Raw genomic sequence first — 22637 nt, 5'->3', positions numbered from 1 at the left:
GTATTTTACCCGGGGCTTTTATTTTTATACCTGACTCATTCCCTAACCTGCCGCATCACCACAAATGAAAAAGGAGCCCAGAGAGCAGCCCGATGACCCATGGCCTTAAGTCCGCCGTTTACCCAACTGTTGCAGGTCTTGAAGAGGTGAAACTTACCATGGGCTTCATAAAAATTGTCGCGGGTATGATAGCCTTTGCCCTCAATCAACAGAAACTCACCGCTGGGTTGCTGTTGGAAACTATCCAGAATGTACTGCACCAGGGCCTGGTACTGCGCTTTGGTAATGATAACGGGCTGCTGGTATTTATTCTGCCGGAGCGGTTGGGCAATGTACTCCACGTGCATGGCTGTGCGGGTGGGCCAGAAAAGCGAGGTGATGGCGGTAGTGAGGGTGAGGTCTTTCCATTCAGGCGTTTCCATGTAAAACTGCCGGTCGCCCCAGCCGAAACCCACATGGGTAAAGGAACTGTCGGCGCCGGCGTAGTCTTGCAGGTATAGCTTGTCGCGCCAGTCGATGATATCGGTTTTGACGGGCAGCACCAGGTCTGTGTGCACCCCATTGTCAGTCACGAAGATCTCTATACCTTCTGTGGCTTGTGCGTAGCTACTGTTGACAGGTATAGCGCCGAGTGTTAATCCGGCCAGCACGTAGAGTACGGTCATCAGGGACAGTCCTGCCAAAAATGCCAGGAAACCTTTGCCGGTCTTTCGCCAAAACAGATACATAGCAATAGGTACGCACATAAGAAGTTGAATGTCAGATATAGAAATTAAACCGAAGGCTGCCTGCTAAAATTCCACGCTGATTCTTCTGCTTTTTTTCTTTGCAAGGTATAGCCAAGCTTTAAAGGTATAAAATTGTCAGATTCAGCTTTTTTGCGCAGATTGTACCTTTATTTCCATACCCTCAACACACCCTCTTTAAAGAGCTATATCATGCAAAACACATTGAAGCGATTGCTCGCTTTTGCCTTCGTGTTGCTGAGTTTGCAGACTGTCCTGGCACAGCAGCAGGCCCTGCAGACTCCGGAACAGTTTTTGGGCTATACCTTGGGCAAAGAATTTACGACGCATGCCCGCATCACCGACTACGTAAACTACCTCGCACAGCAGGCCCCGAACAGAATCCGGGTGCAGGAGTATGGCAAAACCTACGAAGGCAGACCTCTGTTGCTAGCCTACGTGGCCAGCGACGAAAACCTGCCGCGTCTTGAGCAGATCCGCGAAAATAACCTGCGTCAGGCAGGTATAGCCAACGGACAGGTGCAGGGCAAGCAGCCGGCTATCCTCTGGATGAGCTACAATATTCACGGCAACGAGTCGGTGAGCAGCGAGGCGGTGCTGCAGGTGCTTTACGATCTGGTTGATCCGAACAACCAGCAGACCAAAAAGTGGTTGGAGAACACCGTGGTGATTTTAGATCCTTGTGTGAATCCGGATGGACGGGAGCGTTATGTGCAGTGGTATAAGCAAACCCAGAATCGCGGTGGCAATGCTTCGCCGTATGCCTGGGAGCACTACGAGCCCTGGCCGGGCGGCAGACCGAACCACTATTATTTTGACCTGAACCGCGACTGGGCCTGGCAGACACAGATCGAGTCGAAGCAACGTATGGCGCAGTATAACCAGTGGCTGCCGCAGGTGCACGCTGATTTCCACGAAATGGGACCGGAATCGCCTTACTACTTTTCACCGGCCGCCAAACCGCTGCACGAGAGCATCACCACATGGCAGCGTGATTTTCAGTACACCATCGGCGACTACAACCGCAAGTACTTTGACCAAAACAACTGGCTCTACTTCACCCGCGAAAACTTCGACCTGTTTTACCCAAGTTACGGCGACACCTGGCCTACCTTTAATGGTGCCATCGGGATGACCTACGAGCAGGGCGGCTCTGGCCGTGCTGGTCTGGCATACAAGAAGCAGGACGGCGATACCCTTACACTGACCGACCGCATCGCTCACCACCACATTGCCAGTCTGGCTACGCTGCAGGCTACGGCCGAAAAAGCGGACCAGCTCACGCAGGAGTTCCGCAAGTACTACGACAATAACCTGAAGAAGCCCGCAGGCGATTACAAGACTTTCGTTTTCCGGGCCGACGACCGCAGTGCCGGCAACCTCAAAGCGCTTACGAACTACCTTGACCAGCAGCAAATCCAGTATGGCTATGCAGGCAAGAGCAGCTCAAGCAAAGGCTTTAACTACGCTACCGGCAAGGAAGAAAGTGTGAAGGTAGGACAGAATGACCTGGTGGTGAGCATGTACCAGCCCAAGTCCACGCTCGTGAAGGTGCTGTTCGAGCCGAACTCTAACCTCGAAGATTCGCTTACCTACGACATTACTTCCTGGGCCATGCCTTACGCCTTCGGCTTGCAGGCTTATGCACTTAAGAATCGTCTGGAGCCAGGCAACCAGAAACCAACTAAAGCAGCTACTGCAATTAAGGTGGAGCGACCATTTGCCTACCTGGCCCGCTGGAACAGTCTGCAGGATGTCAAATTTCTGACTGATCTTATGTCGCAAAAGGTAAAGGTTCGCATGTCGGAGAAGCCTTTCGAGATGGAAAACCGCCAGTACGAGGCGGGTACCCTGATCATTACCCGCACCGGAAACGAAGGTATGGGCGATAAGCTGGATGCTGTGGTACGCGAAACTGCCGAAAAGCATGGTGTGCCACTACAGGCTTCCACGACGGGATTTGTGAGCAGCGGCGCCGACTTCGGATCGGGCAGTGTGCGTTTTCTCAAGATGCCGAAGGTGGCTGTGATGTCCGGTGAAGGGGTGTCGCCTTACGCGTTCGGGGAGATCTGGCACTACTTTGAGCAGCAGATTGGTTATCCGGTTACGGTGCTCGGGACCGGGTATTTCGGAAGTGTGCCGCTGCACGAGTTCGATGTGCTGATATTGCCTGCCGGTTCTTATGGCCGCGTGCTGAACGAGCAGGCGCTGGAGCAGGTGAAGAACTGGGTGCGTGGCGGCGGTAAGCTGATCGCCTTGGAGAGCGCCGCAGGTTTCCTGGCTGGTAAGAAAGACTTTAATCTGCAGAAGAAGGCCGGCGATGAAGCAACTGAGAAAGAGAAAGCCAAAGAAACGAAAGAGGACCCTTACAAGCTGCTGCGCGCATACGGCGACCGTGAGCGTGATGCGATTTCAGAAGATGTACAGGGCAGCGTGTTCCGCGTAAATCTCGATAAAACTCATCCGCTTGCTTTCGGTTACGGCGATACTTACTACGCTTTGGTGCGCACCTCGGACACCTTCAGCTTCATGAAAGACGGCTGGAACGTAGGCTTTCTCAAGAAAGACAACTATGCCACTGGTTTCGTGGGTGCTAAAGCAAAAGAGCGACTCAAAGATGCCCTGATCCTGGGCACGCAGCCGATGGGCAGGGGACAGGTGGTATACCTGGCCGATAACCCGCTGTTCCGCGGTTTCTGGCACAACGGCAAACTGCTCTTTGGTAACGCCGTGTTCCTGGTAGGGCAGTAAGCGTTTCTCAGACAAGCTAAGCGCTTTAAAAGTACATCACATGACAGAAGCAGCGGCCCAGCTATACAAAGCCTGGTCGCTGCTTTTTATCGTGACTGCTTATCAGCATACGCGTATAATTTGTACCTTCACGTATACCTATCATCCTACCACCAAAGCTTAAAACTATGGATAGAATCATCGGCGCGCCCAATCCGGCTGAATACGACGAGTTTTTCAACAGCTACATCAGCAACGCCAAAACCGACGACCTGCTGTCAGCCCTGGCGGCAAGCGAAGAGTACATTGTCAACTTCATGCTCTCACTCAAAGAGCAACAGCTGAGCTACCGTTACCAACCCGGTAAGTGGACTATCAAACAAATGCTGGTGCACATGGCCGACACAGAGCGCATTTTCGCCTACCGCGCCCTATGCTTTGCCCGCAACGATAAAACGGAATTGCCTGGTTTTGATGAGAATGCTTATGCAGAGCACAGCAAAGCAGATGCAAGACCGATCACGTCTATACTGGCAGAGTATGCAGCCGTTCGCCAGGCCACCATCGAGTTGTTCAAAGGATTTGACGACGAAATGCTGGGCCACACAGGTATAGCCAGTGGTCGTAGCGTATCTGTCAGAGCCTTGGGCTTTGCCATTCTGGGCCACGAGATCCATCACCTGAACATCATCCGCGAGCGTTACCTGGTTTAACATAGTCTGATAGAGTTTGCCACAGGTATAGCAATCACAAATTGCAGCATTCTATACCTTGGTTCAGCGGTTTATTCTGGTTTATAGCTATATTTATATCCATGACTTTAACCAGAAGAAACATTGGCTTGCTGCTGGCTCCTTTGCTGGCTGTGATGATGTGGTGGCTGACGGACGGGCTTGAACCTGAGGCGCGCAAGGTAGCCGCCATAATGGTTTTCTGCCTGGTCTTCTGGATGACCGAAGTGATCCCGCTCTCCATGACAGCCTTTCTGGGAGTGATTATGGCGATACTGGCAGGTATAGCCGATGTCAATACGGCTTTCCAGAACCTCGGTCACCCGATTATTCTGCTCTTTATCGGGAGTTTTCTGCTGGCCCGTTCCATGACCCGCCACGGCCTCGACAAGCGTCTGGCCCTCTTTATCCTGGCCCGGCCGTTCTTTCAGAAGAGCCTATTCAGTATGTTTCTAGGTTTCTCGCTGGTTTCGTATGTGCTGTCGATGTGGGTGAGCAACTCAGTAACAGTTGCCATGCTGTTGCCACTCACAATTGGAGTGTTGCAGTTGATACCGGATGCTTCGGCACGTAAAAGTTCAGCCCCATTTTTCCTGCTAGGTATAGCGTATAGTGCCTCCATCGGGGGTGTTAGTACCATCATAGGGTCTCCTCCTAACCTGATTGGGGTGAATTACCTGGCCAAGGAAGGCATCAACATTGATTTTCTGCAATGGATGATCATGGCCGTGCCTATTTCGCTCTGCATCTATGCCGCTATGTTGGTGTACGTGCGCTGGTACTTCAAAAAGTTTAACTTCAGTCCCGAAGGTATAAGGGCATACGTCGAAACCCAAAGTCGTGAGCAGCCTCCTATATCGAAAGGCGAGCAGATCACGATGGGGGTGTTTCTGCTGGCGGTGGTGCTGTGGTTGAGTCCGGGCGTATTTAACCTGCTGGGCATGCAAGCGGCCTATACCTTTATGAGTACCTATTTTGCCGAGAGCACTGTCGCTGTACTGGCCGCGCTGCTCCTGTTCCTGATTCCGCCTGGGCAGGAGAACGAAGGAGAGGGGACGCTGACGACTGCTGACCTGGTTCGCATCGACTGGGATACGATCCTGCTTTTTGGCGGGGGCATGGCATTGGGGCAATTGGTGGTGAGTTCTGGCCTTGCCGACGCAGTAGGCGCCAGCATCACCTCTTTCATTGGTCCGGACCAACTGCTGGTACTGGTGTTTTTGCTGGTGGGCGGTGTGATCATGGTGACCGAAGTAAGCTCCAATACTGCCATTGCGATCACTTTTGTGCCGATCGTCATCGGGATTCTCAATCAGCTGCAATTCCCGCAGCTATACCCTGTGCTGGGTGTCGTGATTGCCTGTAGCATGGCGTTTATGCTGCCTGTGGCAACTCCTCCCAACGCTATTGTGTACGGGAGTAAACAAGTGCCCATCGGTACTATGATGCGTACAGGTATGGTTTTGAATGTGGTAAGCACTGTTATCATTACCGTTTGGATTATTTTCTACATGTCGCTTTGATTTTATACTTTGTAATTTGCACCTTAATTGACACATATGGCTAACCGACGATTATTCAGAATTTTGCTCGCCATCGCCTGCTTTGTATTTGCAGGTGTAAAAGGCTGGCAGATATTGCAGGGAGAGTACGAATGGATAGATGTCTTTATCCTGGTTGCTTTTCTGGCCTTTGGGATCATGTATGTAGTGGTACTGACCAAGAACAAGCCGCAGGAATAGGCTAAAAAGAGAAAAGCCTGAAAATTAAAAAATATCTTGGCAGACATTCTCAACTTTCAGGCTTTCAACTTTTAGCCAAAGGTACTCATTATACGCCCCTGTTTTTGATTGGGTTACGATTGCACCAGAAAAGTGAAATAATTTTTGGAATGCTTCGTTAGAGTAGGTTTCATTAAGGAGAAAATTGCACTAATTTTCTGATATTTTGGGTAGTGCTGATGGGAGAGGGGGCGGTAGCAGGGGTGTTTCTTGTGCAACTTCTTGGTTGAGGAAAACTTCTCCAGATAGGAAGAACCTGTTCACGATTGTCATCCCCATCCCTTCGAAGGTAGACTTTGAGCCATTACCTTAGTCAGGTATAGCTCCGCATATATAGCAGTTCCATTGCAGTACCAGATCCAACCACCCCTAACCCCTCCTTGTCTAAGGAGGGAAGCCTGCTGCTACTACAGTACAGGTATATGTTTCGTAGTTATTGTATCAGACCACTGGCAGGTATAGCAAGACTTACTTGCATATCCACCACAAAGGTATAGCATCAGCTAGGTGCACCTTTTGACACTCCACTGTTCGAGCGTTCAGCGAGTGGGGGTAGGGGCCCTCGATTTGGAGGGTCTTGATTTTTTTGCTTACTTTTTTACTTTTTTCTTCAAGGAAAAAAGTGAGTGCCCGCCGCACAGGCTAAGCAATGCAACACTGTTTGCTATACCTGCTAACAGCAGTAGCTATACTAAGCAATCCTGCCCAGCAAGGCGAAGCCCCTGCTATACCTACACAAACCTCAACCTAAGCAGGATCCACATCCGCAACTACCCGTATCCCCTTAAAATCAGGCAAAAGGTATAACTGCTGTATCACTTTAGAAATAACCTGCTTAGCGGCTCGTAGGTTCACATTCTCACGCGGGAGCTTCACGTGGATCTCATTCAGGAAAAGATTCCGAATCTTGAAAATGTAAGGTACTTCCGGTCCCAGCACCAGCTGCGCACCTAGCTGATCAGTCAGGTCTTTGGCCAAAACAATCGCAGCGTTTTCTGATACCTTCTCGTCCACGTGCTTCACTGTGATGCGGATCATGCGAGCGAAAGGAGGGTAGCCGAAGCGCATGCGCTCCTCGATTTCGTGCTCGTACAATGAGGTATAATCGTTGCTGTGCACCTTGCGGAAGATCGGCTGTAGTGGATCGCGGGTTTGGATGAGCACTGTGCCGGGTTTTCCTTTACGACCGGCACGTCCGCTCACCTGTACAAACAGCTGATAGGCCCGCTCGTGTGCCCGGAAATCAGGGAAGTGAATGATGCTGTCGGCATTGAGTATACCTACCAGACTCACATTTTCGAAGTCCAGGCCCTTGGTTACCATTTGGGTACCGATCAATACATTGGTTTTGCCACTTTCGAAGTCGGCGATGATCTGCTGGTAACTGTTCTTCTTCTTGGTCGTGTCCAGATCCATGCGCTGCACCTCGGCGTTGGGCAACATCAGTTTCAGGTCGTCTTCCACTTTTTCAGTGCCGAAGCCCATGCTTCGGAGCGTAGTAGCGCCGCAAGCAGGGCAGTCGTTTGGCATGCGCTCGTGGTAGCCGCAGTAGTGGCAGCGCAGTTCGTTATTATACTTGTGGTAGGAAAGGCTCACGGCACAGTGCTGGCACTTGGGAATCCAGGAGCATTCGTCGCAGCTGATGAAAGGCGCATAACCGCGGCGGTTCTGAAACAGGATCACCTGTTCGTGTCGCGCCAGTCGCTCCTCTATAGCGGTAACTAGTTTGCCCGAAAAGTGATTGTGCATGTTCTTGCGCTGCTGCTCTTCCCGCACGTTAATCAGCTCGATGGTAGGCATCTGCGCCTCACCGAAGCGTTTGCTCATGGTCACCAGGCCCCAGCGGTCGGTCTTGCAGTTGTAGTAGGTCTCGATGGAAGGCGTGGCAGAGCCGAGCAGGGTTTTAGCTCCCTGCAGATGTGCCATCATCAGGGCCGTTTCGCGGGCGTTATACCTTGGGGCAGGCTCGTACTGCTTGTAGCTGGGCTCGTGCTCCTCATCCACTATCACCAGTGACAGGTTATGGAAAGGCAGGAACACCGCCGAGCGAACGCCCACCACCATTTGGAAGCGACCCGAAAGCACGCCCTGCCATACCTCCGCCCGTTCATTGTCGGAGAACTTGGAGTGGTAAATGCCCAGCTTATCACCAAACACCTTTATCAGGCGGGTCACGATCTGGGCGGTCAGCGCAATTTCAGGCAGGAGGTACAGCACCTGCCCACCAGCCTCCAGGGCATGTTTGATCAGGTCGATGTATACCTCCGTTTTACCGCTACCCGTTACGCCATGCAGCAACACCGTGTCTTTTTCTTTGAACAGGCCCAGTATCTCATCCTTGGCCTGTTCCTGGTGCTCCGACAGCTTCATGGGCTGCAGTGGCACGGTGTTGTCAACAGGGAAGCGCGAAATGATCTGGTCAAACTGCTCGAACACGCCTTTTTTGATCAGCGAATCAATGGATGACTTGGAAAGGTGCGGGTTGTTGGCCAGTACGCTCTTCTCTATACCTGCCGCATTGAGGTGGATGTTCTGGTGTACCGGCACCTTCTGCAGGTAGTTGAGCAGAATGTCGAGTTGCTTGGGTTTGGTGGCGAGTTGGTTGAAGAGCTCCTCCAGCATACCTTCTTCCTGCACAAAGTGCTCGGTTAGGCGAATCTTCTTGACCACTTTTGGAGAAAAGCGGTCACTTACCTGCTCAAATATGATGATCGCTTCTTTTTGGATCAGCGATTTGATGTACTTATGATAACTCTTCACCTGCAGCAAATTGCCCACTTCCGTAAAGGTAAGGGCCGGGTTTTGCTGCAGGGCGTAGATTATCTTGACTTCCTGCGAAGCCAGCGGAATATCGTCTTCTTCCGGATTAAAATGCGGGTGCAGCTGTATGCGCGATTCGCTGCTGAGCTTAAGCGCCGAGGGGAGCGCCGCATTGATCACCTCACCGATGGTGCACATGTAGTAGTCGGCAATCCAGCGGAAAAGCTTGAGTTGCGGGGCAGTTACAATGGGCTTGTCGTCCAGCACATCCAGAATATACTTGGCCTGGTAGTCAGCAGGGGCGTTCTCGTGGATGTCGGCTACTATACAGCTGAGTACCCGCTTGGCGCCAAACTGCACAATTACCCGCGCGCCCACCAGCACCTCGTCGTTCATCTCGAAGGGGATGCGGTAGGTATAGAGTTTCGGCAGTGGCAGTGGCAGAATCACGTCGGCAAAAAGCGTGACGCGGTCCACGGCCGGTTCCGGCGGGTAATTGAAATTGAGTAACTCAGACAAGGGCGCAGGTATAGGTTGTGTATGCAAAGGTCGCAAAAAAGCATGTAAATCCCGAAGGCTTTCAACAAGGTATAGCTATACCTGTTGCCTCACCGGAAGTACCGGAACAAGCTTTGTCCTTTGTGAAGTGATGGCTATACCTACAGCGATGGGAATTTCGGGTTTTCTCCATTTCCTTTCTGCAACTGCTCCAACGCTTCTGCTGCGGTGTGCACCGGTAGCTGGCAGGTTTTGTTATAGCACACGTATACCGTTGTTTTCCCATTGATGGCGCTACGGTCATTTAGCAACGGTAGTTCGCTTTGACTTTCAGTGCCGGCCAGCAGCATGTTGGGGATGTAAAATGAACTGAGCTCTGACCGCATCTCCGGTGCCTGAGGCCCCACAACAGCAACTTCTGCGGTAGGCTGCAGTTTGTGATAATACAAACTGGCCCAATTGCCCATGTGCCCGGGCTCCCTCACCACAAGTTCTTTCACCTGCGCCAGCATGGTATTTGCAAGTTGCTGGTAACGCTCCTCATCGAAGTAAAGCCCCAGCAGGTATAGGTTGGTGGCCATTACCGAGTTGGAGGACGGAATCACATTGTCGAGTAGCTCTTTTTTGCGGGCCACCAGCTTTTCTGCGCTCTGGTCTGTAAAGTAAAACAGTTGCTCCTGTTCATCCAGAAAGTTAGCCAGGGTATAGTCCGTCAGTTGCCGGGCCTCCTTCAGGTATCTTTCGTCAAACGTGATCTCGTATACCCGGATCAGTGCCCGGATCAGCAAGGCATAGTCCTCCAGAAAACCGTTAATTGACGCCTTTCCTTCCTTATAATTATGGTATAGCCGATCACCCTGCTTGAAGTGGCGGAGTATGAAATCTGCATTTCGGATGGCCAGGTGCAGGAAGTGCTTGTTGCCAAAGGTATAGTAGGCATCTGCCAGCCCTTTGAGCATGATCGCGTTCCAGGAGCAAAGGATCTTGTCATCCAGGCCCGGGCGGATGCGCTGGGAGCGAACCTCCATCAGCTTTTCCTTCCAGGTTTTTACCATTTCCTCCAGCACTTCCAGTTCCAGTTCGTTTTCTTTGGCAAAATGCGCATTGCTGATGCGGCGGTGCAGGATATTCTGCCCCTGCTCAAAATTACCGGTCGAGGTCACATGGTAGTATTTTGACAGGATGGGCTCTTCTGCTCCGAACAGGTCCTGCAGTTCCTGACGGGTAAATACATAGAACTTGCCCTCCACGCCTTCGCTGTCTGCATCAAGTGACGAGTAAAAGCCGCCCTCTGCGCTCATCAGCTCACGCTCCGCAAATGCAATCGTTTCGTATACCACATCTTTGTAAAGCGTCTCTTTTGTGAGCTGATAGGCCTCAGCGTATAAACTGATGAGCTGCCCATTGTCGTAAAGCATCTTCTCAAAGTGCGGCACCAGCCATTTTTCATCAACCGAGTAACGGGCGAAGCCACCCCCAATCTGGTCATACATGCCGCCATAAGCCATTTCATGGAGTGTGAGATTGATGTGCTTCAGAGCGGCTGCATTTTCGGTGTGGGCGTAGTAGCGAAGCAAAAACAGCAGATTGGCCGGCATCGGAAACTTGGGGGCAGTACCGAAGCCGCCGTGCTTTTTGTCGAACTGCCGGGCCAGGTTACTGTAGAGCTCTTCAAACTCCTCATCGCTTACATCCGTCTGACTTTGCTGGAGTCCGAATCTTTTCAATTCGCTCAGGTTGAGGTGTTGCACAAATTGCTCTGCTGACTTGTCGAGTTCCTGCCGGTCCTTCGTGTAAGCTTCTGCGATGTTGAGGAGCAGCTTCACCCATTGCTGGGGTGTAAAGTAGGTGCCGCCATAAAACGGCTTGGCCTCCGAATTCAAAAAGACATTCAGTGGCCAGCCTCCCTGCACACCCATGGCCTGCAAAGCGTCCATGTGCAAAGCATCCACATCCGGCCGCTCCTCCCGGTCTACCTTGATGCACACAAAGTGCTCGTTCATGACGTTGGCAATCTTCTCGTTTTCGAAAGACTGATGCTCCATGACGTGGCACCAATGGCAGGCCGCATAGCCAATGCTTACCAATATGGGCTTATCTTCCTGCCGAGCCTTCTGCAGCGCTCCCTCTCCCCAAGGGTGCCAGTCTACTGGGTTGTAAGCGTGCTGCAGCAAGTAGGGACTGCTTTCGTTGATCAGTTTGTTCGGTGTCTTTTTGTTTTGGGCCATGGTCGTCGTATTGCGGGCTGCTGGAACTCTATACCTACGGACAAGGCAGGTAAAAGTATGCTGACGACGGGCTGATCAAAAGAATTAAGGGAGCAGTAGCGAGGGGAGGAGCTTTACCTGAATTTACTTAACCAGCTGTTGCTTCAGGGCTTTTTCTTCTTCTGAAATGTCCAGTCTATACCTATCCGCCAGCTGCTGTAACTGTAAGAGGGTGGTTTTCAGGAAGCTTTGGTGTGCATCTGATTCTGGATGAAAAGGCCGGTGGGCAATGGCTCTTCGCATTTTCTCCCACGCTTTAAGAAAGCCCCTGAAATCCTCGCCCAGGTAGGCATTCACAAACTTGTCCCAAATGTAATCTTCTGCCACTTCCGTCGGGTGCACCAAGTCACGGCCATAGAAACGGTAGTCGCGCAGGTCGTCCATCATAATCTCGAAGGCAGGGAAGTAGTGTGCTTGCTTGTTGTTTGCAGTAAGCTCGTGGCAAAGGAGCCGCAAAATGGATTTGCTGACGCTATTGACTTCAATTGTTTCCTTGATGTGACGTACGGGGCTTACGGTAAGCAATACTTGAAGTGCGGGGTTAAAGCGCCACAAATCCTCTAGTGTCTGCTGCATATCGGCACGCAGGGCATCAAAGGAGAGGAGTTCGCGGCTGAACTGGCGGGCGGGCAGTTTATGACAATTGGCCACCACTTCACCGGAGCTTTGCAAACGATAGCCCACTGATGTGCCGAGCGTTATGATCAGCAGGTTGGCTTGCTGAAAGGTATGGCGTGTCAAAGAGAGGCGTTCATTGATGCGCTCCAGCAGGATTTCACGAGAGGTGGAGGAGAGGGAGGAGTGCAGGTCATAGGCATACCAGATGCCGTTGTGCTGTACCAGACTATCCGCGATCGGATGGGAGCCGCCGATGGAGGCTCGGAGCAGCTTGCCCACGGATAGTGGGTTAAAGATCGTTCCGAAAGGGTTCACCAGTACCTGCGCTTTATTTTCCTGCAGCCTGTGGCCGATTACTTCCGCAAAGCAGGAGCCAATGGTCAAGATGCCACTCGACAGGCTCAGATCAAGGCCACTGGCAGGTATGTGCAGTTCAGTCCGGAACATAGGTATAGGTATAGGTATAGGTATAGGTATAGGTATAGGTATAGGTATAGGTATAGGTATAGGTATAGGTATAGGTATAGGTATAGGTATAGGTATAGCGCAAATTAACCCGAAGCAATAAATAAAAAAAGCGCCCTGCTTTTAGGGCAGGGCGCTTTCTGTGCTTGGTAGCGGCTAAGATTACTCAGCTACTACGTTGAAGCGGATCTGATGCTTCACTTCTTTGTGCAGGCTCAGCGTGGCAGTGTATTCGCCAGCTGTTTTCACGTCCTGATCAAAAGAAATACGCTTGCGGTCTACATCGTGACCTTTAGCCTTCAGAGCCTCAGAAATTTGGTTGGTTGTAACAGAGCCGAAGATCTTACCAGTCTCGCCTACTTTCGCAGGAATTTCCAGTGTGATATCACCGATTTTGTTTGCCAGTTCCTGCGCATCGTTCTGGATTTTCTCCAGTTTGTGGGCAGCCTGACGAACGTTCTCAGCTACAATTTTCTTGTTGGTTTTGTCAGCCAGCACTGCCAGTCCTTGTGGGATCAGGTAGTTACGGCCATATCCTGACTTTACAGTAACGATATCGTTCTTGTAACCAAGATTCTTAACGTCATCTTTAAGTATTACTTCCATGTTCGTTACCTCCTTATTTTAAAGAATCAGTTACATAAGGTAAGATAGCCAGGTGACGTGCGCGGGCAACAGCCTGGGCAACTTTACGCTGGAACTTCAGGCTGGTGCCTGTCAGTCTTCTTGGAAGGATCTTGCCTTGCTCGTTTACAAACTTAAGCAGGAAGTTGCCATCCTTATAGTCGATATACTTGATACCGCTTTTCTTGAAGCGGCAGTATTTCTGACGATTTTCTTGCTTGTGTACTCTTTCGTTAACTAGGCTCATTATGCTTTAACCTCCTCTTTTTTAGCCTGTGATTTGAATTCACCTTTTCTTCTGCGCTCGTTGTAAGCAATTGCGTGCTTATCAAGGGCAGTAGTTAAAAAGCGAACAACTTTTTCGTCGCGGCGATAAGCCAGCTCAAGCACATCAATTACAGTAGATGGAGCCATAAACTCGATGAGGTGGTAGAAACCAGTAGATTTCTTCTGGATTGGGTAAGCAAGCTTACGCAGACCCCAGTTCTCTTCGTGGATAATGTCGGCGCTATTTTCCTTAAGCACCTGTCTGAACTTCTCGACCGTTTCCTGCATCTGCGTCTCGTTCAACAGAGGCGTCAGAATGAAGACCGTTTCGTAATTTTTTAATTCCATTTGGTTATGAGAATTTTTTGTTTTAGGGTGCAAATATACGCCAATGATTCTGTAATCCAAAAACTTGCACTAAAATAAATCCTCGGTTAGGCAGGTTGCAGGCTTTGTGGATGTAGGTTGAAATGGCGTCGAATTGGCGATAACATCAGATATCGGACGCACTTTATAAATCGACTAATTCTATATATATAATAATGAGTGAAAAAAAACAAGGGGTGAGAGGTAGGGAGAGGGGAAAATTGGTCCGGAAAATAAATGAAAGCTAACGACAACAAAATCAGCGTTTTATAAGTTCAAGTGTAGGTGTGCTTGCGGAGGCGGCTAAAGCAAGAAAAAAGTGGATAATTTTGTGCAGATTACACAACCTCTGGATGGGCTTATTTAGAATAATTTTAAATAAAATAGCCGATTCTGATAAAATAATGCAGAAAATAGTCCCTAAGTGATTGTACTTAAAGGGATATTGTCTATAGGGGTAAAAATAAGCATATAATATTTGATTAATGGGTTTCAGGTAGTAGATTTGTGCCCGTAAAGTAAATTCACCATTATACTAAACACAAGCGTCCTGGCTATGATTAGCTGTATACAAAGAGCAAAAACCAAATTCTTGATTGCCTTCTTGTTTACCCTGGCGGCCTCTTTCGGAGTGTCGACTACAGGGTTTGCACAAGGCGCAAGTCTGCCTGTTGATGATGCAGGTATTGTAAGTGCAGGCGAGTCCCTGTATAAGAACAACTGCGTGGTTTGCCACTCCGTGGGAAGCGATGTAGTGGTTGGCCCTGGTATGAAGGGTGTAAACGAACGCAGAACGCAGCCCTGGCTACTCAGTTGGATCAAAAACTCGCAGGCTTTGATCGCTTCCGGCGACAAAGACGCTGTGGCTATTTACAACCAGTTCAACAAACAGGCGATGCCTTCCTTCGCTTTCTCGGACGAGGAGATTGTGTCTATCCTTACCTATATCAAGTCTGCTGAGACTGCCGCTGCCGAGGCTCCTGCCGCTGGCGCTACAGCTGCTGCCGCCCCAGGTGAGAACGTGGGTACAGACGCCGTTGGTGCAGTTGGAGGCTATCTGGATATTATACTGGTAGTGCTGATCGTGGTGTTGATCGTGCTGGTTGTGACGCTTCTTTTGATCACATCGGTACTGAAAAACTACCTGAACAAGAATAAAAAGCTGGACGAGTACGACAATGAAATCGTAAACCAGCGCTTCGACTTCTCTAAGGTATACAAGTCTAAGACCGTAAGAACATTGGTGGTGCTTATCTTCGTGGTAGTGCTCATCGACCTGACGCTGGACAAAGCGATGGGTATTGGTATACAGCAGGGATATGCTCCTACGCAGCCGATTGCCTTCTCACACAAACTGCACGCTGGTGAACACCAGATCGACTGTAACTATTGCCACACAACAGTATACGAGAGCAAGAGCGCCAGTATTCCTTCGGCTAACATCTGTATGAACTGCCATAGCCAGATCAAAGCAGAGTCGCCTGAAATTCAGAAGATTTACAAAGCCATTGAGCGTAACAAGCCAATTGAGTGGGTGCGTATCCACAACCTGCCTGACCTGGCCTACTTCAACCACGCACAGCACACGCAGGTGGGTGGCGTAGAGTGCCAGACCTGCCACGGTCCTATCCAGGAAATGGAAGTGGTGTCTCAGTACTCACCGCTCACAATGGCATGGTGTATCGACTGTCACCGCGAAACTCCTCTTAACACAGAAGGAAATGCCTATTATGACAACCTGGTGAAACTGCACGAGTCAACTACGAAGAGTGCCTTCACAGTGTCATCAAACGGTGGTGCAGAGTGTTCTAAGTGCCACTATTAATCAGTTATAATTAAGGGTTCGAGTTTTCTAGATATAACATGCAAGACAGAATAAAATACTGGAAAGGAATAGAGGAGCTTGATAATACTCCTGAATTCGCGAAACATGCTCACAATGAGTTTCCAGAATTCCTGCCGATAAACGAAGCCAGAGGCGAGAGCGCATCCACAGGTTTGGCAGCTCCGCGCAGAGACTTCCTGAAACTGCTGGGCTTTGGTCTGGCTGCCGCCACATTGGCTTCATGCGAGGCCCCTGTAAGAAAGGCAATCCCATACCTGAACAAACCAGTTGACGTGGAGCCAGGCGTGGCGAACTGGTACGCTTCTACTTACTTCAACAACGGTGACTTCAACAGCATACTTGTAAAGACACGCGAAGGTCGTCCGATTAAAGTAGAACCAAACCCTAGCTCAACGCTTACTCCGATGGGTACAAGCCCGAAGGCGCAAGCTTCTGTGCTAAGTCTATACGATAACAACAGACTTCGTACGCCACTCATTAAAGGCAAAGAAGCTAAGTGGGAGCAGGTTGACAGCGAAATCCGATCAGCACTTGCCAGAGTAAACGGCAAAGTTGCCTTTGTTTCTTCTACTGTAATCAGTCCATCCACCAAGCAACTGATTAACGAGTTTGGTGCAGGACAAGGCAGCTTTGAGCACGTAACCTACGATCCGAACTCAGCTTCAGCACTGATCGGCGCTAATGGCGGTGTTGTACCTGGTTATGATTTCAGCAAAGCCAATATTATTGTAGGCATTAGCGCTGACTTCCTGGGAACATGGGTTGCTCCGATTCCATTTGCTAGCCAGTACATTCAGAAAAGAAAAATCACGGCAGAGAACTCCGACATGTCACGCCATTACCAGTTTGAGACGATTATGTCGCTTACAGGTGCCAACGCTGACGTACGTGTTCCTATTAAGCCATCCGAAGAACTGGCGATTGCTACAGCGATTTACAACGGTCTGTCAGGCCAGGGCGTAAACGCTCCAGCCAACGTTGATAAGAAGGCCTTGGAAAATGCTATCAGAGACCTTCGTGCCAACAATGGCCGTGCTTTGGTAGTATCCGGCTCTAACGATCCAGCTGTACAGACGTTGGTAACAGCTATTAACAAAACGATCGGTGCAGAAGGCACAACCATTGATACCGCTTCTCCATACCTGGTAAAGCAGGGTAACGATGCCCAGATGCTGCGTCTGATCGAGGAAATGAACAATGGTAGCGTAGGTGCAGTGTTCTTCTACAATGCCAACCCTGTTTATGACCATCCGCTGGCAGACCGTGTTAAGACCGGTTTAGCGAAAGTGGCCCTGAAAGTTTCTTTTGCCGATAGAGTAGAGGAGACAGCAGCCCTTGTTGACTACGTAGCACCGGACAGCCACTACCTGGAATCCTGGAACGACTATGAGCCAAAGAGAGGCTTCCTGAGCCTGTCACAGCCAGTGATCAGCCCAATCTTCATGACGCGCCAGGCACAAGACAGCTTGCTGGCCTGGAGCGGTAACAAAACAACTTTCTACGATTACATCCGCAATAACTGGAAAAAAGGCGCAGCAGGAACTGATGCGCAGTGGGAGAAAGTCGTTCACGACGGTATACTGGAGAACGGAACCAGCATGCTGGCGCTGAGCCCGGCTACTGCCAGCACAATGACAGCGGCAGATGCAGCAGGCAGAGCTCCAAGAGCAGTTGCTGGCGGCAGCGTAGAGGCTGTAGTTTATGAAAAAGTAGGTATCGGCACAGGTTCAGAATCCAACAACCCATGGTTGCAGGAAATGGCTGACCCGATCACGAAAGCGACCTGGGACAACTACATTACGATGCCACGCAAGATGGCGGAGGAGATGGGTGTTTCTCAAGGTAACGTCCTGAAAGTAACGTATGCCAATGGCAAGACACTGGAGCTTCCGGCACTGGTACAGCCAGGTCAGGCACAAGGCACTGTAGGTATAGCCATGGGCTACGGCCGTCAGCTGGACTCTATGCCAACTGCCAAAGGACGTGGCGCCAACGCTTTCCCAATAGCGACAGTAGCTGACAATAGCATCCTGTTCGCAGGTGCAGTTAAGCTAGAGAAAACAGGTTCTACAGTTGAGATTGCCCAGACACAGACGCACCATACCATTATGGACCGTATTGTGGTGCAGGAAAACACACTGGCGAACTACAAGGCGAATCCAAAAGAGGTAACGCAATACGTTAAAATAGCCACGCACGAAGGTCCTGCTAAACCTTCTGCTATCTCGCTTTGGGATGACTACGAGTACAAAAACCACCACTGGGGTATGGTCGTTGACCTTAACTCATGCATTGGTTGCGGTGCTTGTACAGTAAGCTGCCAGGCAGAAAACAACATTCCGGTTGTAGGTAAGGAAGAAGTACTGATGCGTCGTGAGATGCACTGGATGCGCATCGACCGTTACTACAGCGCGGTTGAGCACGAAGCGAAAGACTACAAGACCATGGAAGATCCGGCGGAGAATCCAAGCGTAATCTTCCAGCCGATGATGTGCCAGCACTGTAACCACGCGCCATGCGAGACAGTATGCCCGGTTGCCGCTACCATGCACAGCTCTGAAGGTCTTAACCAGATGGCTTACAACCGTTGCGTAGGTACCCGTTATTGCGCAAACAACTGCCCTTACAAAGTGCGTCGTTTCAACTGGTTCGCTTACGCCAATAACGACAAGTTCGACTTCAACATGAACAACGACCTTGGCAAGATGGTGTTGAACCCGGATGTAACGGTTCGTTCAAGAGGCGTGATGGAGAAATGCTCTTTCTGCGTACAGCGTATACAGTTAGGCAAGCTTGAAGCGAAGCGTGAAAGCAGAAGACCGGTTGACGGTGAGATCGTGACAGCCTGTGCGCAGTCATGCCCTACCAATGCGATCATCTTCGGTGACATGCTGGATCCGGAAAGCCGCATCTCAAAAACTCTTGCACGCGAGAAAGGCGAAAGAGCCTTCCACGTACTGGAGGAAATGAACGCGCAGCCGAACGTGACGTACCTGACAAAAATTAGAAACTTAGCTTAATTTATAAATTAGATAGCGCTATGCAGCACGTATCTCCGATAAGAGAGCCTCTGGTAACGGGGGGTAAAACATACCACGATATCACCGAAGATGTCTGCAGACAGGTGGAGGCCAAGCCCAACGCACGTTGGGCGGCAGCCCTTGCTGTAGCTCTTGTAGGACTGGCTATTTTCATTTATTCCACTTACCGCACACTGTGGTTCGGTATAGGTGAGTGGGGGCTTAACAAAACTGTAGGTTGGGCATGGGACATCACCAACTTCGTGTGGTGGGTGGGTATCGGTCACGCCGGTACGCTGATTTCAGCGATCCTTCTTCTGTTCCGCCAGAAGTGGAGAACTTCCATTAACCGCGCGGCTGAGGCGATGACGATCTTCGCCGTAATTTGCGCTGCGATGTTCCCGGTTCTGCACATGGGCCGTCCCTGGTTGGCTTATTGGGTTCTCCCGCTGCCAAACACCTTCGGTTCGCTTTGGGTAAACTTCAACTCACCGCTTCTTTGGGACGTGTTCGCGATCTCAACATACTTCTCTGTTTCGCTTGTATTCTGGTACATCGGTCTTATACCTGACTTTGCTACCATCCGTGACAGAGCAACCGGACCAATTGCCCGTAGAGCCTACGCCGTTCTTTCCATGGGCTGGACTGGCTCCGCAAAAGCATGGTCTCGTCATGAAACTGTATCCCTGATCCTTGCTGGTCTCTGTACACCTCTGGTACTTTCTGTACACACCATTGTATCCATGGACTTTGCAACATCAGTGATACCAGGCTGGCACACGACGATTTTCCCTCCATACTTCGTAGCTGGTGCGATCTTCTCTGGTTTCGCCATGGTACTGACGCTCATGATCATTACCCGCAAAACGTTCAAACTGGAAGATTACATCACACTGGAGCACGTGGAATCCATGAACAAGGTAATTATCCTGACAGGTTCTATCGTGGGCGTGGCATACATTACAGAGTTCTTTATTGCCTGGTATTCCGGTGTAGAGTATGAGCAGTACGCCTTCATCAACCGCGCAACCGGTCCTTACTGGTGGGCTTACTGGTCCATGATGACATGTAACGTAATTACGCCGCAGCTTTTCTGGTTCAGAAGCATCAGAAGAAGCCTGACAGCTACTTTCATTATCTCCATCTTTGTAAACATAGGTATGTGGTTCGAACGATTCGTAATCATCGTAACCTCACTGCACAGAGACTTCCTGCCATCTTCATGGGCTATGTTCTCTCCGACTATCATCGACATTGGTGTCTATGTAGGAACGATCGGTCTGTTCTTCACGCTCTTCCTGTTGTTTGCTAAGTTCTTCCCAGTAATCAACATGTTTGAGGTGAAAGCCATTCTGAAGTCTTCATCTGAAGTGAAGCACCACCCGAATGATGCAATGCACGGTACTAACAAGGATTCGCACACTAATACACATCCATAGCAATGACTAAAAAATTCGTTCTAGGTATCTACGATGATGAGGATGTCCTGCTGCAGGCCATCGAGAACGTCCGGGCTGCCGGTACTAAAATTTACGAAGTTTTTTCGCCGTACCCAATTCACGGAATCGATGATGTATTAGGTATCAAGCGTTCAAGGCTTCCAATTGTAGCATTTTTATGCGGTCTGTTCGGAATGTGTTTCGCGCTCTGGATGCAGATCTGGATGCTTGGTTTCGACTGGCCGATGATCATCGGTGGTAAGCCGCACATCGCCTTGCCAGCATTTATTCCGGTAACATTCGAACTTACCGTTCTATGCTCTGCATTCGGTATGGTGATCACTTTCTTTATTGTCACAAAGCTGAAGCCTTCCATCAAGGTGAACGTTTTTGACAAGCGCTCCACAGACGACAAGTATGTGATGGCGATAGAGGTAAAAGAAGGTGTGACTGATATTTCAGCCCTTAACAACCTGCTTCGCTCAAATGGTGCCATCGAAGTAAACGAGAAGGAGGTAATCAAATAATGAAAGGTCTACTAAATTTAGGTATTAAAGCCTCTGCCGTACTATTCTCAGGTGCCGTGCTGGTAGCATGCAGCAGTGAGAAAGACCCAGGTCTTGAGTATGCTCCGGACATGTACCACTCTGTGGCATTGGATCCTTACTCTCAGGTAAAGGAAAACTTATACAACCCTGGCGGTATGAACATGCGTGAACCGGCTCCAGGTACGGTAGCGCGCGGTAAAATGGGCTACAACATGTACTTGTCCAAAGACGAGGCTGAAGTAGCAGGTGCTGAACTTAAAAACCCGCTGGAAAAGAATGAGCTTAATCTGGCAGAAGGACAGGTGCTTTACACCAGATTCTGTGCTCCTTGCCACGGTGATCAGGGCGACGGACAGGGTCTTGTAGGACAGAAGTTCAAAGGTGTTCCTTCTTACTCTGCTGGCAGGGTAGCCACTCTTCCTGAAGGTCACATCTACCATGTGATCACAAATGGACGTGGCCGCATGTTACCACATGGCTCACAGGTTAACCCGACAGAGCGTTGGAAAATTGTCATGTATGTGCAGCAGTTACAGGGTGGCGAAGTGCCAACTCCTGCAGCGGCAGATACGACAGCAACAGGTACTACACCTACTAACTAAGTCTAAGGCATAATATCAAAAGGATAATGACAGAAGAAAGACTCATCATTTCCAGAAAAACAAATAACAAGTTTTTCTTGATGATAGCTATAGGTGTTGTATTGCTTATAGCCGGTATAATCATAGCTGCGCTGAGTGGTGGCCACCAAGCCGAAGGGCATGGTGAAGCGGCCGCCGCCGGACACGAAGCAGCTCATTGGTCCAAAAGGCTCTACATGAACCTTTGGTTGAATAACGTTTACTTTACTGGTATTGCGCTGGTAGGCGTGTTCTTCGTAGCCGTACAATATGTGGCTTACGCAGGATGGTCTGTACTGATCAAGCGTATACCTGAGGCCATGGGTTACTACCTGCCAATAGGTGGTGCCGTGATGCTGATCACATTCCTTTTAGGTGGTCATGACATTTTCCACTGGACACATGATTACCTATACAACCAGTTCCTGGAGGATGGTGTGACGCCAAACCCTCAGTACGACCCCATTATCGCTGGTAAGGCGCCTTACCTGAACTTCTGGTTCTTCCTGATCAGAATGGTAGCTTACTTCGTGCTATGGATATTATTCTTCAACTGGTTGAGAAGAAACTCTCTTAACGAAGACCTGAACGGAGGCACTAACTACTATCACAAGAGTATCAGAATTTCTGCCATGTTCCTGGTAGTTTTCGGTGTGACTTCTTCTACTTCTGCCTGGGACTGGGTACTTTCAATTGATACACACTGGTTCTCAACCATGTTTGGCTGGTACGTATTCGCCAGCTGGTGGGTATCTGGCCTGGCGGTGATTACGCTGACTGTGATCATGCTAAAGCAGAACGGCTACCTGAAAATGGTAAATGCAAACCATTTACATGACCTGGGTAAATTCGTATTCGCTTTCTCCATCTTCTGGACATACATCTGGTTCTCTCAGTTCATGCTAGTATGGTATGCAAACATTCCGGAAGAATCTATTTACTTCATCGAACGCCTGGGTGGAAACGGCGGCCATTTCAAGTGGATATTCTTCGTTAATCTTTTAGTTAACTTTGCATTCCCTTTTCTTGTTTTGATGACAAGAGATGCAAAACGCCAGATGATTATGTTGAAGATTGTTACAATCGCGATCCTGATTGGCCACTGGCTGGACTTCTACCTAATGATGATGCCGGGTACACTGCGTACAGATGCTGGTATCGGATTTATTGAGATTGGCACTACATTGATCTTCCTGGGAGTTTTCCTGATTACATTCACAAAAGGGTTGGCAAAAGCCTCTCTTGTGCCAGTAAATCACCCTTTCCTGGAAGAGAGTGTTCACCATCATGTTTAGTCATACTAAAAGCATT

General features: G+C 49.8%; 19 protein-coding genes. 11 read left to right on the top strand and 8 right to left on the bottom strand.

Going from position 1 to position 22637, the window contains the following annotated elements:
- Positions 1 to 35: 35 nt before the first annotated feature.
- Positions 36 to 728, bottom strand: a complete 693-nt coding sequence (locus AC4QZR_RS00240) for a TIGR02117 family protein (protein WP_494479134.1) — start codon at positions 726 to 728, stop codon at positions 36 to 38.
- A gap of 210 nt (positions 729 to 938) precedes the next feature.
- Between AC4QZR_RS00240 and AC4QZR_RS00235 the strand changes: the two genes are divergently transcribed.
- From AC4QZR_RS00235 to AC4QZR_RS00215, 5 genes are all read left to right on the top strand, one after another.
- Complete coding sequence (locus tag AC4QZR_RS00235) at positions 939 to 3497, top strand: M14 family metallopeptidase (protein ID WP_494479133.1); 2559 nt, start codon at positions 939 to 941, stop codon at positions 3495 to 3497.
- A 40-nt stretch (positions 3498 to 3537) separates the two neighbouring features.
- Positions 3538 to 3660 (top strand): hypothetical protein, encoded by a 123-nt coding sequence (locus AC4QZR_RS00230; protein WP_494479132.1) that lies wholly within the window; start codon positions 3538 to 3540, stop codon positions 3658 to 3660.
- 4 nt (positions 3661 to 3664) lie between these two features.
- Complete coding sequence (locus AC4QZR_RS00225; protein ID WP_494479131.1) at positions 3665 to 4189, top strand: DinB family protein; 525 nt, start codon at positions 3665 to 3667, stop codon at positions 4187 to 4189.
- 101 nt (positions 4190 to 4290) lie between these two features.
- Positions 4291 to 5730: an SLC13 family permease gene (locus AC4QZR_RS00220; RefSeq protein ID WP_494479130.1), complete on the top strand. Its 1440-nt coding sequence runs from the start codon at positions 4291 to 4293 to the stop codon at positions 5728 to 5730.
- A gap of 36 nt (positions 5731 to 5766) precedes the next feature.
- Complete coding sequence (locus tag AC4QZR_RS00215; protein ID WP_494479129.1) at positions 5767 to 5949, top strand: hypothetical protein; 183 nt, start codon at positions 5767 to 5769, stop codon at positions 5947 to 5949.
- A gap of 786 nt (positions 5950 to 6735) precedes the next feature.
- On the opposite strand, the gene priA is transcribed toward AC4QZR_RS00215, so the two are convergent.
- The 7 genes from priA to rpsF all read right to left on the bottom strand — a co-directional run bounded on the left by priA (position 6736) and on the right by rpsF (position 13835).
- Positions 6736 to 9267, bottom strand: a complete 2532-nt coding sequence (priA, locus tag AC4QZR_RS00210) for a replication restart helicase PriA (RefSeq protein WP_494479128.1) — start codon at positions 9265 to 9267, stop codon at positions 6736 to 6738.
- A gap of 140 nt (positions 9268 to 9407) precedes the next feature.
- A complete protein-coding gene (locus tag AC4QZR_RS00205) occupies positions 9408 to 11474 on the bottom strand; it encodes a thioredoxin domain-containing protein (protein WP_494479127.1) in 2067 nt (688 codons plus the stop codon).
- 123 nt (positions 11475 to 11597) lie between these two features.
- Positions 11598 to 12578 (bottom strand): GSCFA domain-containing protein, encoded by a 981-nt coding sequence (locus AC4QZR_RS00200; protein ID WP_494479126.1) that lies wholly within the window; start codon positions 12576 to 12578, stop codon positions 11598 to 11600.
- Positions 12565 to 12696, bottom strand: a complete 132-nt coding sequence (locus AC4QZR_RS00195) for a hypothetical protein (RefSeq protein ID WP_494479125.1) — start codon at positions 12694 to 12696, stop codon at positions 12565 to 12567. The genes AC4QZR_RS00200 and AC4QZR_RS00195 overlap by 14 nt, the downstream gene beginning before the upstream one ends.
- 62 nt (positions 12697 to 12758) lie before the next feature.
- Positions 12759 to 13202, bottom strand: a complete 444-nt coding sequence (gene rplI, locus AC4QZR_RS00190) for a 50S ribosomal protein L9 (protein WP_220625684.1) — start codon at positions 13200 to 13202, stop codon at positions 12759 to 12761.
- A 13-nt stretch (positions 13203 to 13215) separates the two neighbouring features.
- On the bottom strand, positions 13216 to 13467 hold the full coding sequence (rpsR, locus tag AC4QZR_RS00185) for a 30S ribosomal protein S18 (protein WP_068838643.1): 252 nt from the start codon (positions 13465 to 13467) through the stop codon (positions 13216 to 13218).
- Entirely contained in the window at positions 13467 to 13835 is a 369-nt protein-coding gene (rpsF, locus tag AC4QZR_RS00180; RefSeq protein ID WP_253400491.1) for a 30S ribosomal protein S6, read from the bottom strand. Before rpsF ends, rpsR begins: the two co-directional genes overlap by 1 nt.
- Positions 13836 to 14445: 610 nt before the next feature.
- Here rpsF and AC4QZR_RS00175 point away from each other — a divergent pair.
- From AC4QZR_RS00175 to AC4QZR_RS00150, 6 genes are read left to right on the top strand one after another with little or no spacing between them, the layout of a single operon-like run.
- Positions 14446 to 15678 (top strand): c-type cytochrome, encoded by a 1233-nt coding sequence (locus tag AC4QZR_RS00175; protein ID WP_253400490.1) that lies wholly within the window; start codon positions 14446 to 14448, stop codon positions 15676 to 15678.
- Between the two features lie 38 nt (positions 15679 to 15716).
- Entirely contained in the window at positions 15717 to 18719 is a 3003-nt protein-coding gene (locus AC4QZR_RS00170; RefSeq protein WP_494479124.1) for a TAT-variant-translocated molybdopterin oxidoreductase, read from the top strand.
- A 20-nt stretch (positions 18720 to 18739) separates the two neighbouring features.
- Positions 18740 to 20158, top strand: a complete 1419-nt coding sequence (gene nrfD, locus AC4QZR_RS00165) for an NrfD/PsrC family molybdoenzyme membrane anchor subunit (protein WP_253400488.1) — start codon at positions 18740 to 18742, stop codon at positions 20156 to 20158.
- A 2-nt stretch (positions 20159 to 20160) separates the two neighbouring features.
- The gene (locus AC4QZR_RS00160; RefSeq protein WP_253400487.1) at positions 20161 to 20685 is read left to right on the top strand and encodes a DUF3341 domain-containing protein; all 525 of its coding nucleotides are present in this window, start codon (positions 20161 to 20163) and stop codon (positions 20683 to 20685) included.
- On the top strand, positions 20685 to 21308 hold the full coding sequence (locus AC4QZR_RS00155) for a c-type cytochrome (RefSeq protein WP_494479123.1): 624 nt from the start codon (positions 20685 to 20687) through the stop codon (positions 21306 to 21308). Before AC4QZR_RS00160 ends, AC4QZR_RS00155 begins: the two co-directional genes overlap by 1 nt.
- 26 nt (positions 21309 to 21334) lie before the next feature.
- Positions 21335 to 22621 (top strand): quinol:cytochrome C oxidoreductase, encoded by a 1287-nt coding sequence (locus AC4QZR_RS00150; protein WP_253400485.1) that lies wholly within the window; start codon positions 21335 to 21337, stop codon positions 22619 to 22621.
- Positions 22622 to 22637: the final 16 nt, after the last annotated feature.

It is taken from the genome of Pontibacter sp. YIM B11418 (assembly GCF_059278805.1).
This window is presented reverse-complemented; position numbering and strand designations above follow the sequence as displayed.

Excerpts from the sequence above, each read along its gene's own strand:
- AC4QZR_RS00240 (WP_494479134.1), bottom strand. The coding sequence starts at position 728 with ATGTATCTGTTTTGGCGAAAGACCGGCAAAGGTTTCCTGGCATTTTTG.
- AC4QZR_RS00235 (WP_494479133.1), top strand. The coding sequence starts at position 939 with ATGCAAAACACATTGAAGCGATTGCTCGCTTTTGCCTTCGTGTTGCTG.
- AC4QZR_RS00230 (WP_494479132.1), top strand. The coding sequence starts at position 3,538 with ATGACAGAAGCAGCGGCCCAGCTATACAAAGCCTGGTCGCTGCTTTTT.
- AC4QZR_RS00225 (WP_494479131.1), top strand. The coding sequence starts at position 3,665 with ATGGATAGAATCATCGGCGCGCCCAATCCGGCTGAATACGACGAGTTT.
- AC4QZR_RS00220 (WP_494479130.1), top strand. The coding sequence starts at position 4,291 with ATGACTTTAACCAGAAGAAACATTGGCTTGCTGCTGGCTCCTTTGCTG.
- AC4QZR_RS00215 (WP_494479129.1), top strand. The coding sequence starts at position 5,767 with ATGGCTAACCGACGATTATTCAGAATTTTGCTCGCCATCGCCTGCTTT.
- AC4QZR_RS00205 (WP_494479127.1), bottom strand. The coding sequence starts at position 11,474 with ATGGCCCAAAACAAAAAGACACCGAACAAACTGATCAACGAAAGCAGT.
- AC4QZR_RS00200 (WP_494479126.1), bottom strand. The coding sequence starts at position 12,578 with ATGTTCCGGACTGAACTGCACATACCTGCCAGTGGCCTTGATCTGAGC.
- rplI (WP_220625684.1), bottom strand. The coding sequence starts at position 13,202 with ATGGAAGTAATACTTAAAGATGACGTTAAGAATCTTGGTTACAAGAAC.
- rpsR (WP_068838643.1), bottom strand. The coding sequence starts at position 13,467 with ATGAGCCTAGTTAACGAAAGAGTACACAAGCAAGAAAATCGTCAGAAA.
- rpsF (WP_253400491.1), bottom strand. The coding sequence starts at position 13,835 with ATGGAATTAAAAAATTACGAAACGGTCTTCATTCTGACGCCTCTGTTG.
- AC4QZR_RS00170 (WP_494479124.1), top strand. The coding sequence starts at position 15,717 with ATGCAAGACAGAATAAAATACTGGAAAGGAATAGAGGAGCTTGATAAT.
- nrfD (WP_253400488.1), top strand. The coding sequence starts at position 18,740 with ATGCAGCACGTATCTCCGATAAGAGAGCCTCTGGTAACGGGGGGTAAA.
- AC4QZR_RS00160 (WP_253400487.1), top strand. The coding sequence starts at position 20,161 with ATGACTAAAAAATTCGTTCTAGGTATCTACGATGATGAGGATGTCCTG.
- AC4QZR_RS00155 (WP_494479123.1), top strand. The coding sequence starts at position 20,685 with ATGAAAGGTCTACTAAATTTAGGTATTAAAGCCTCTGCCGTACTATTC.
- AC4QZR_RS00150 (WP_253400485.1), top strand. The coding sequence starts at position 21,335 with ATGACAGAAGAAAGACTCATCATTTCCAGAAAAACAAATAACAAGTTT.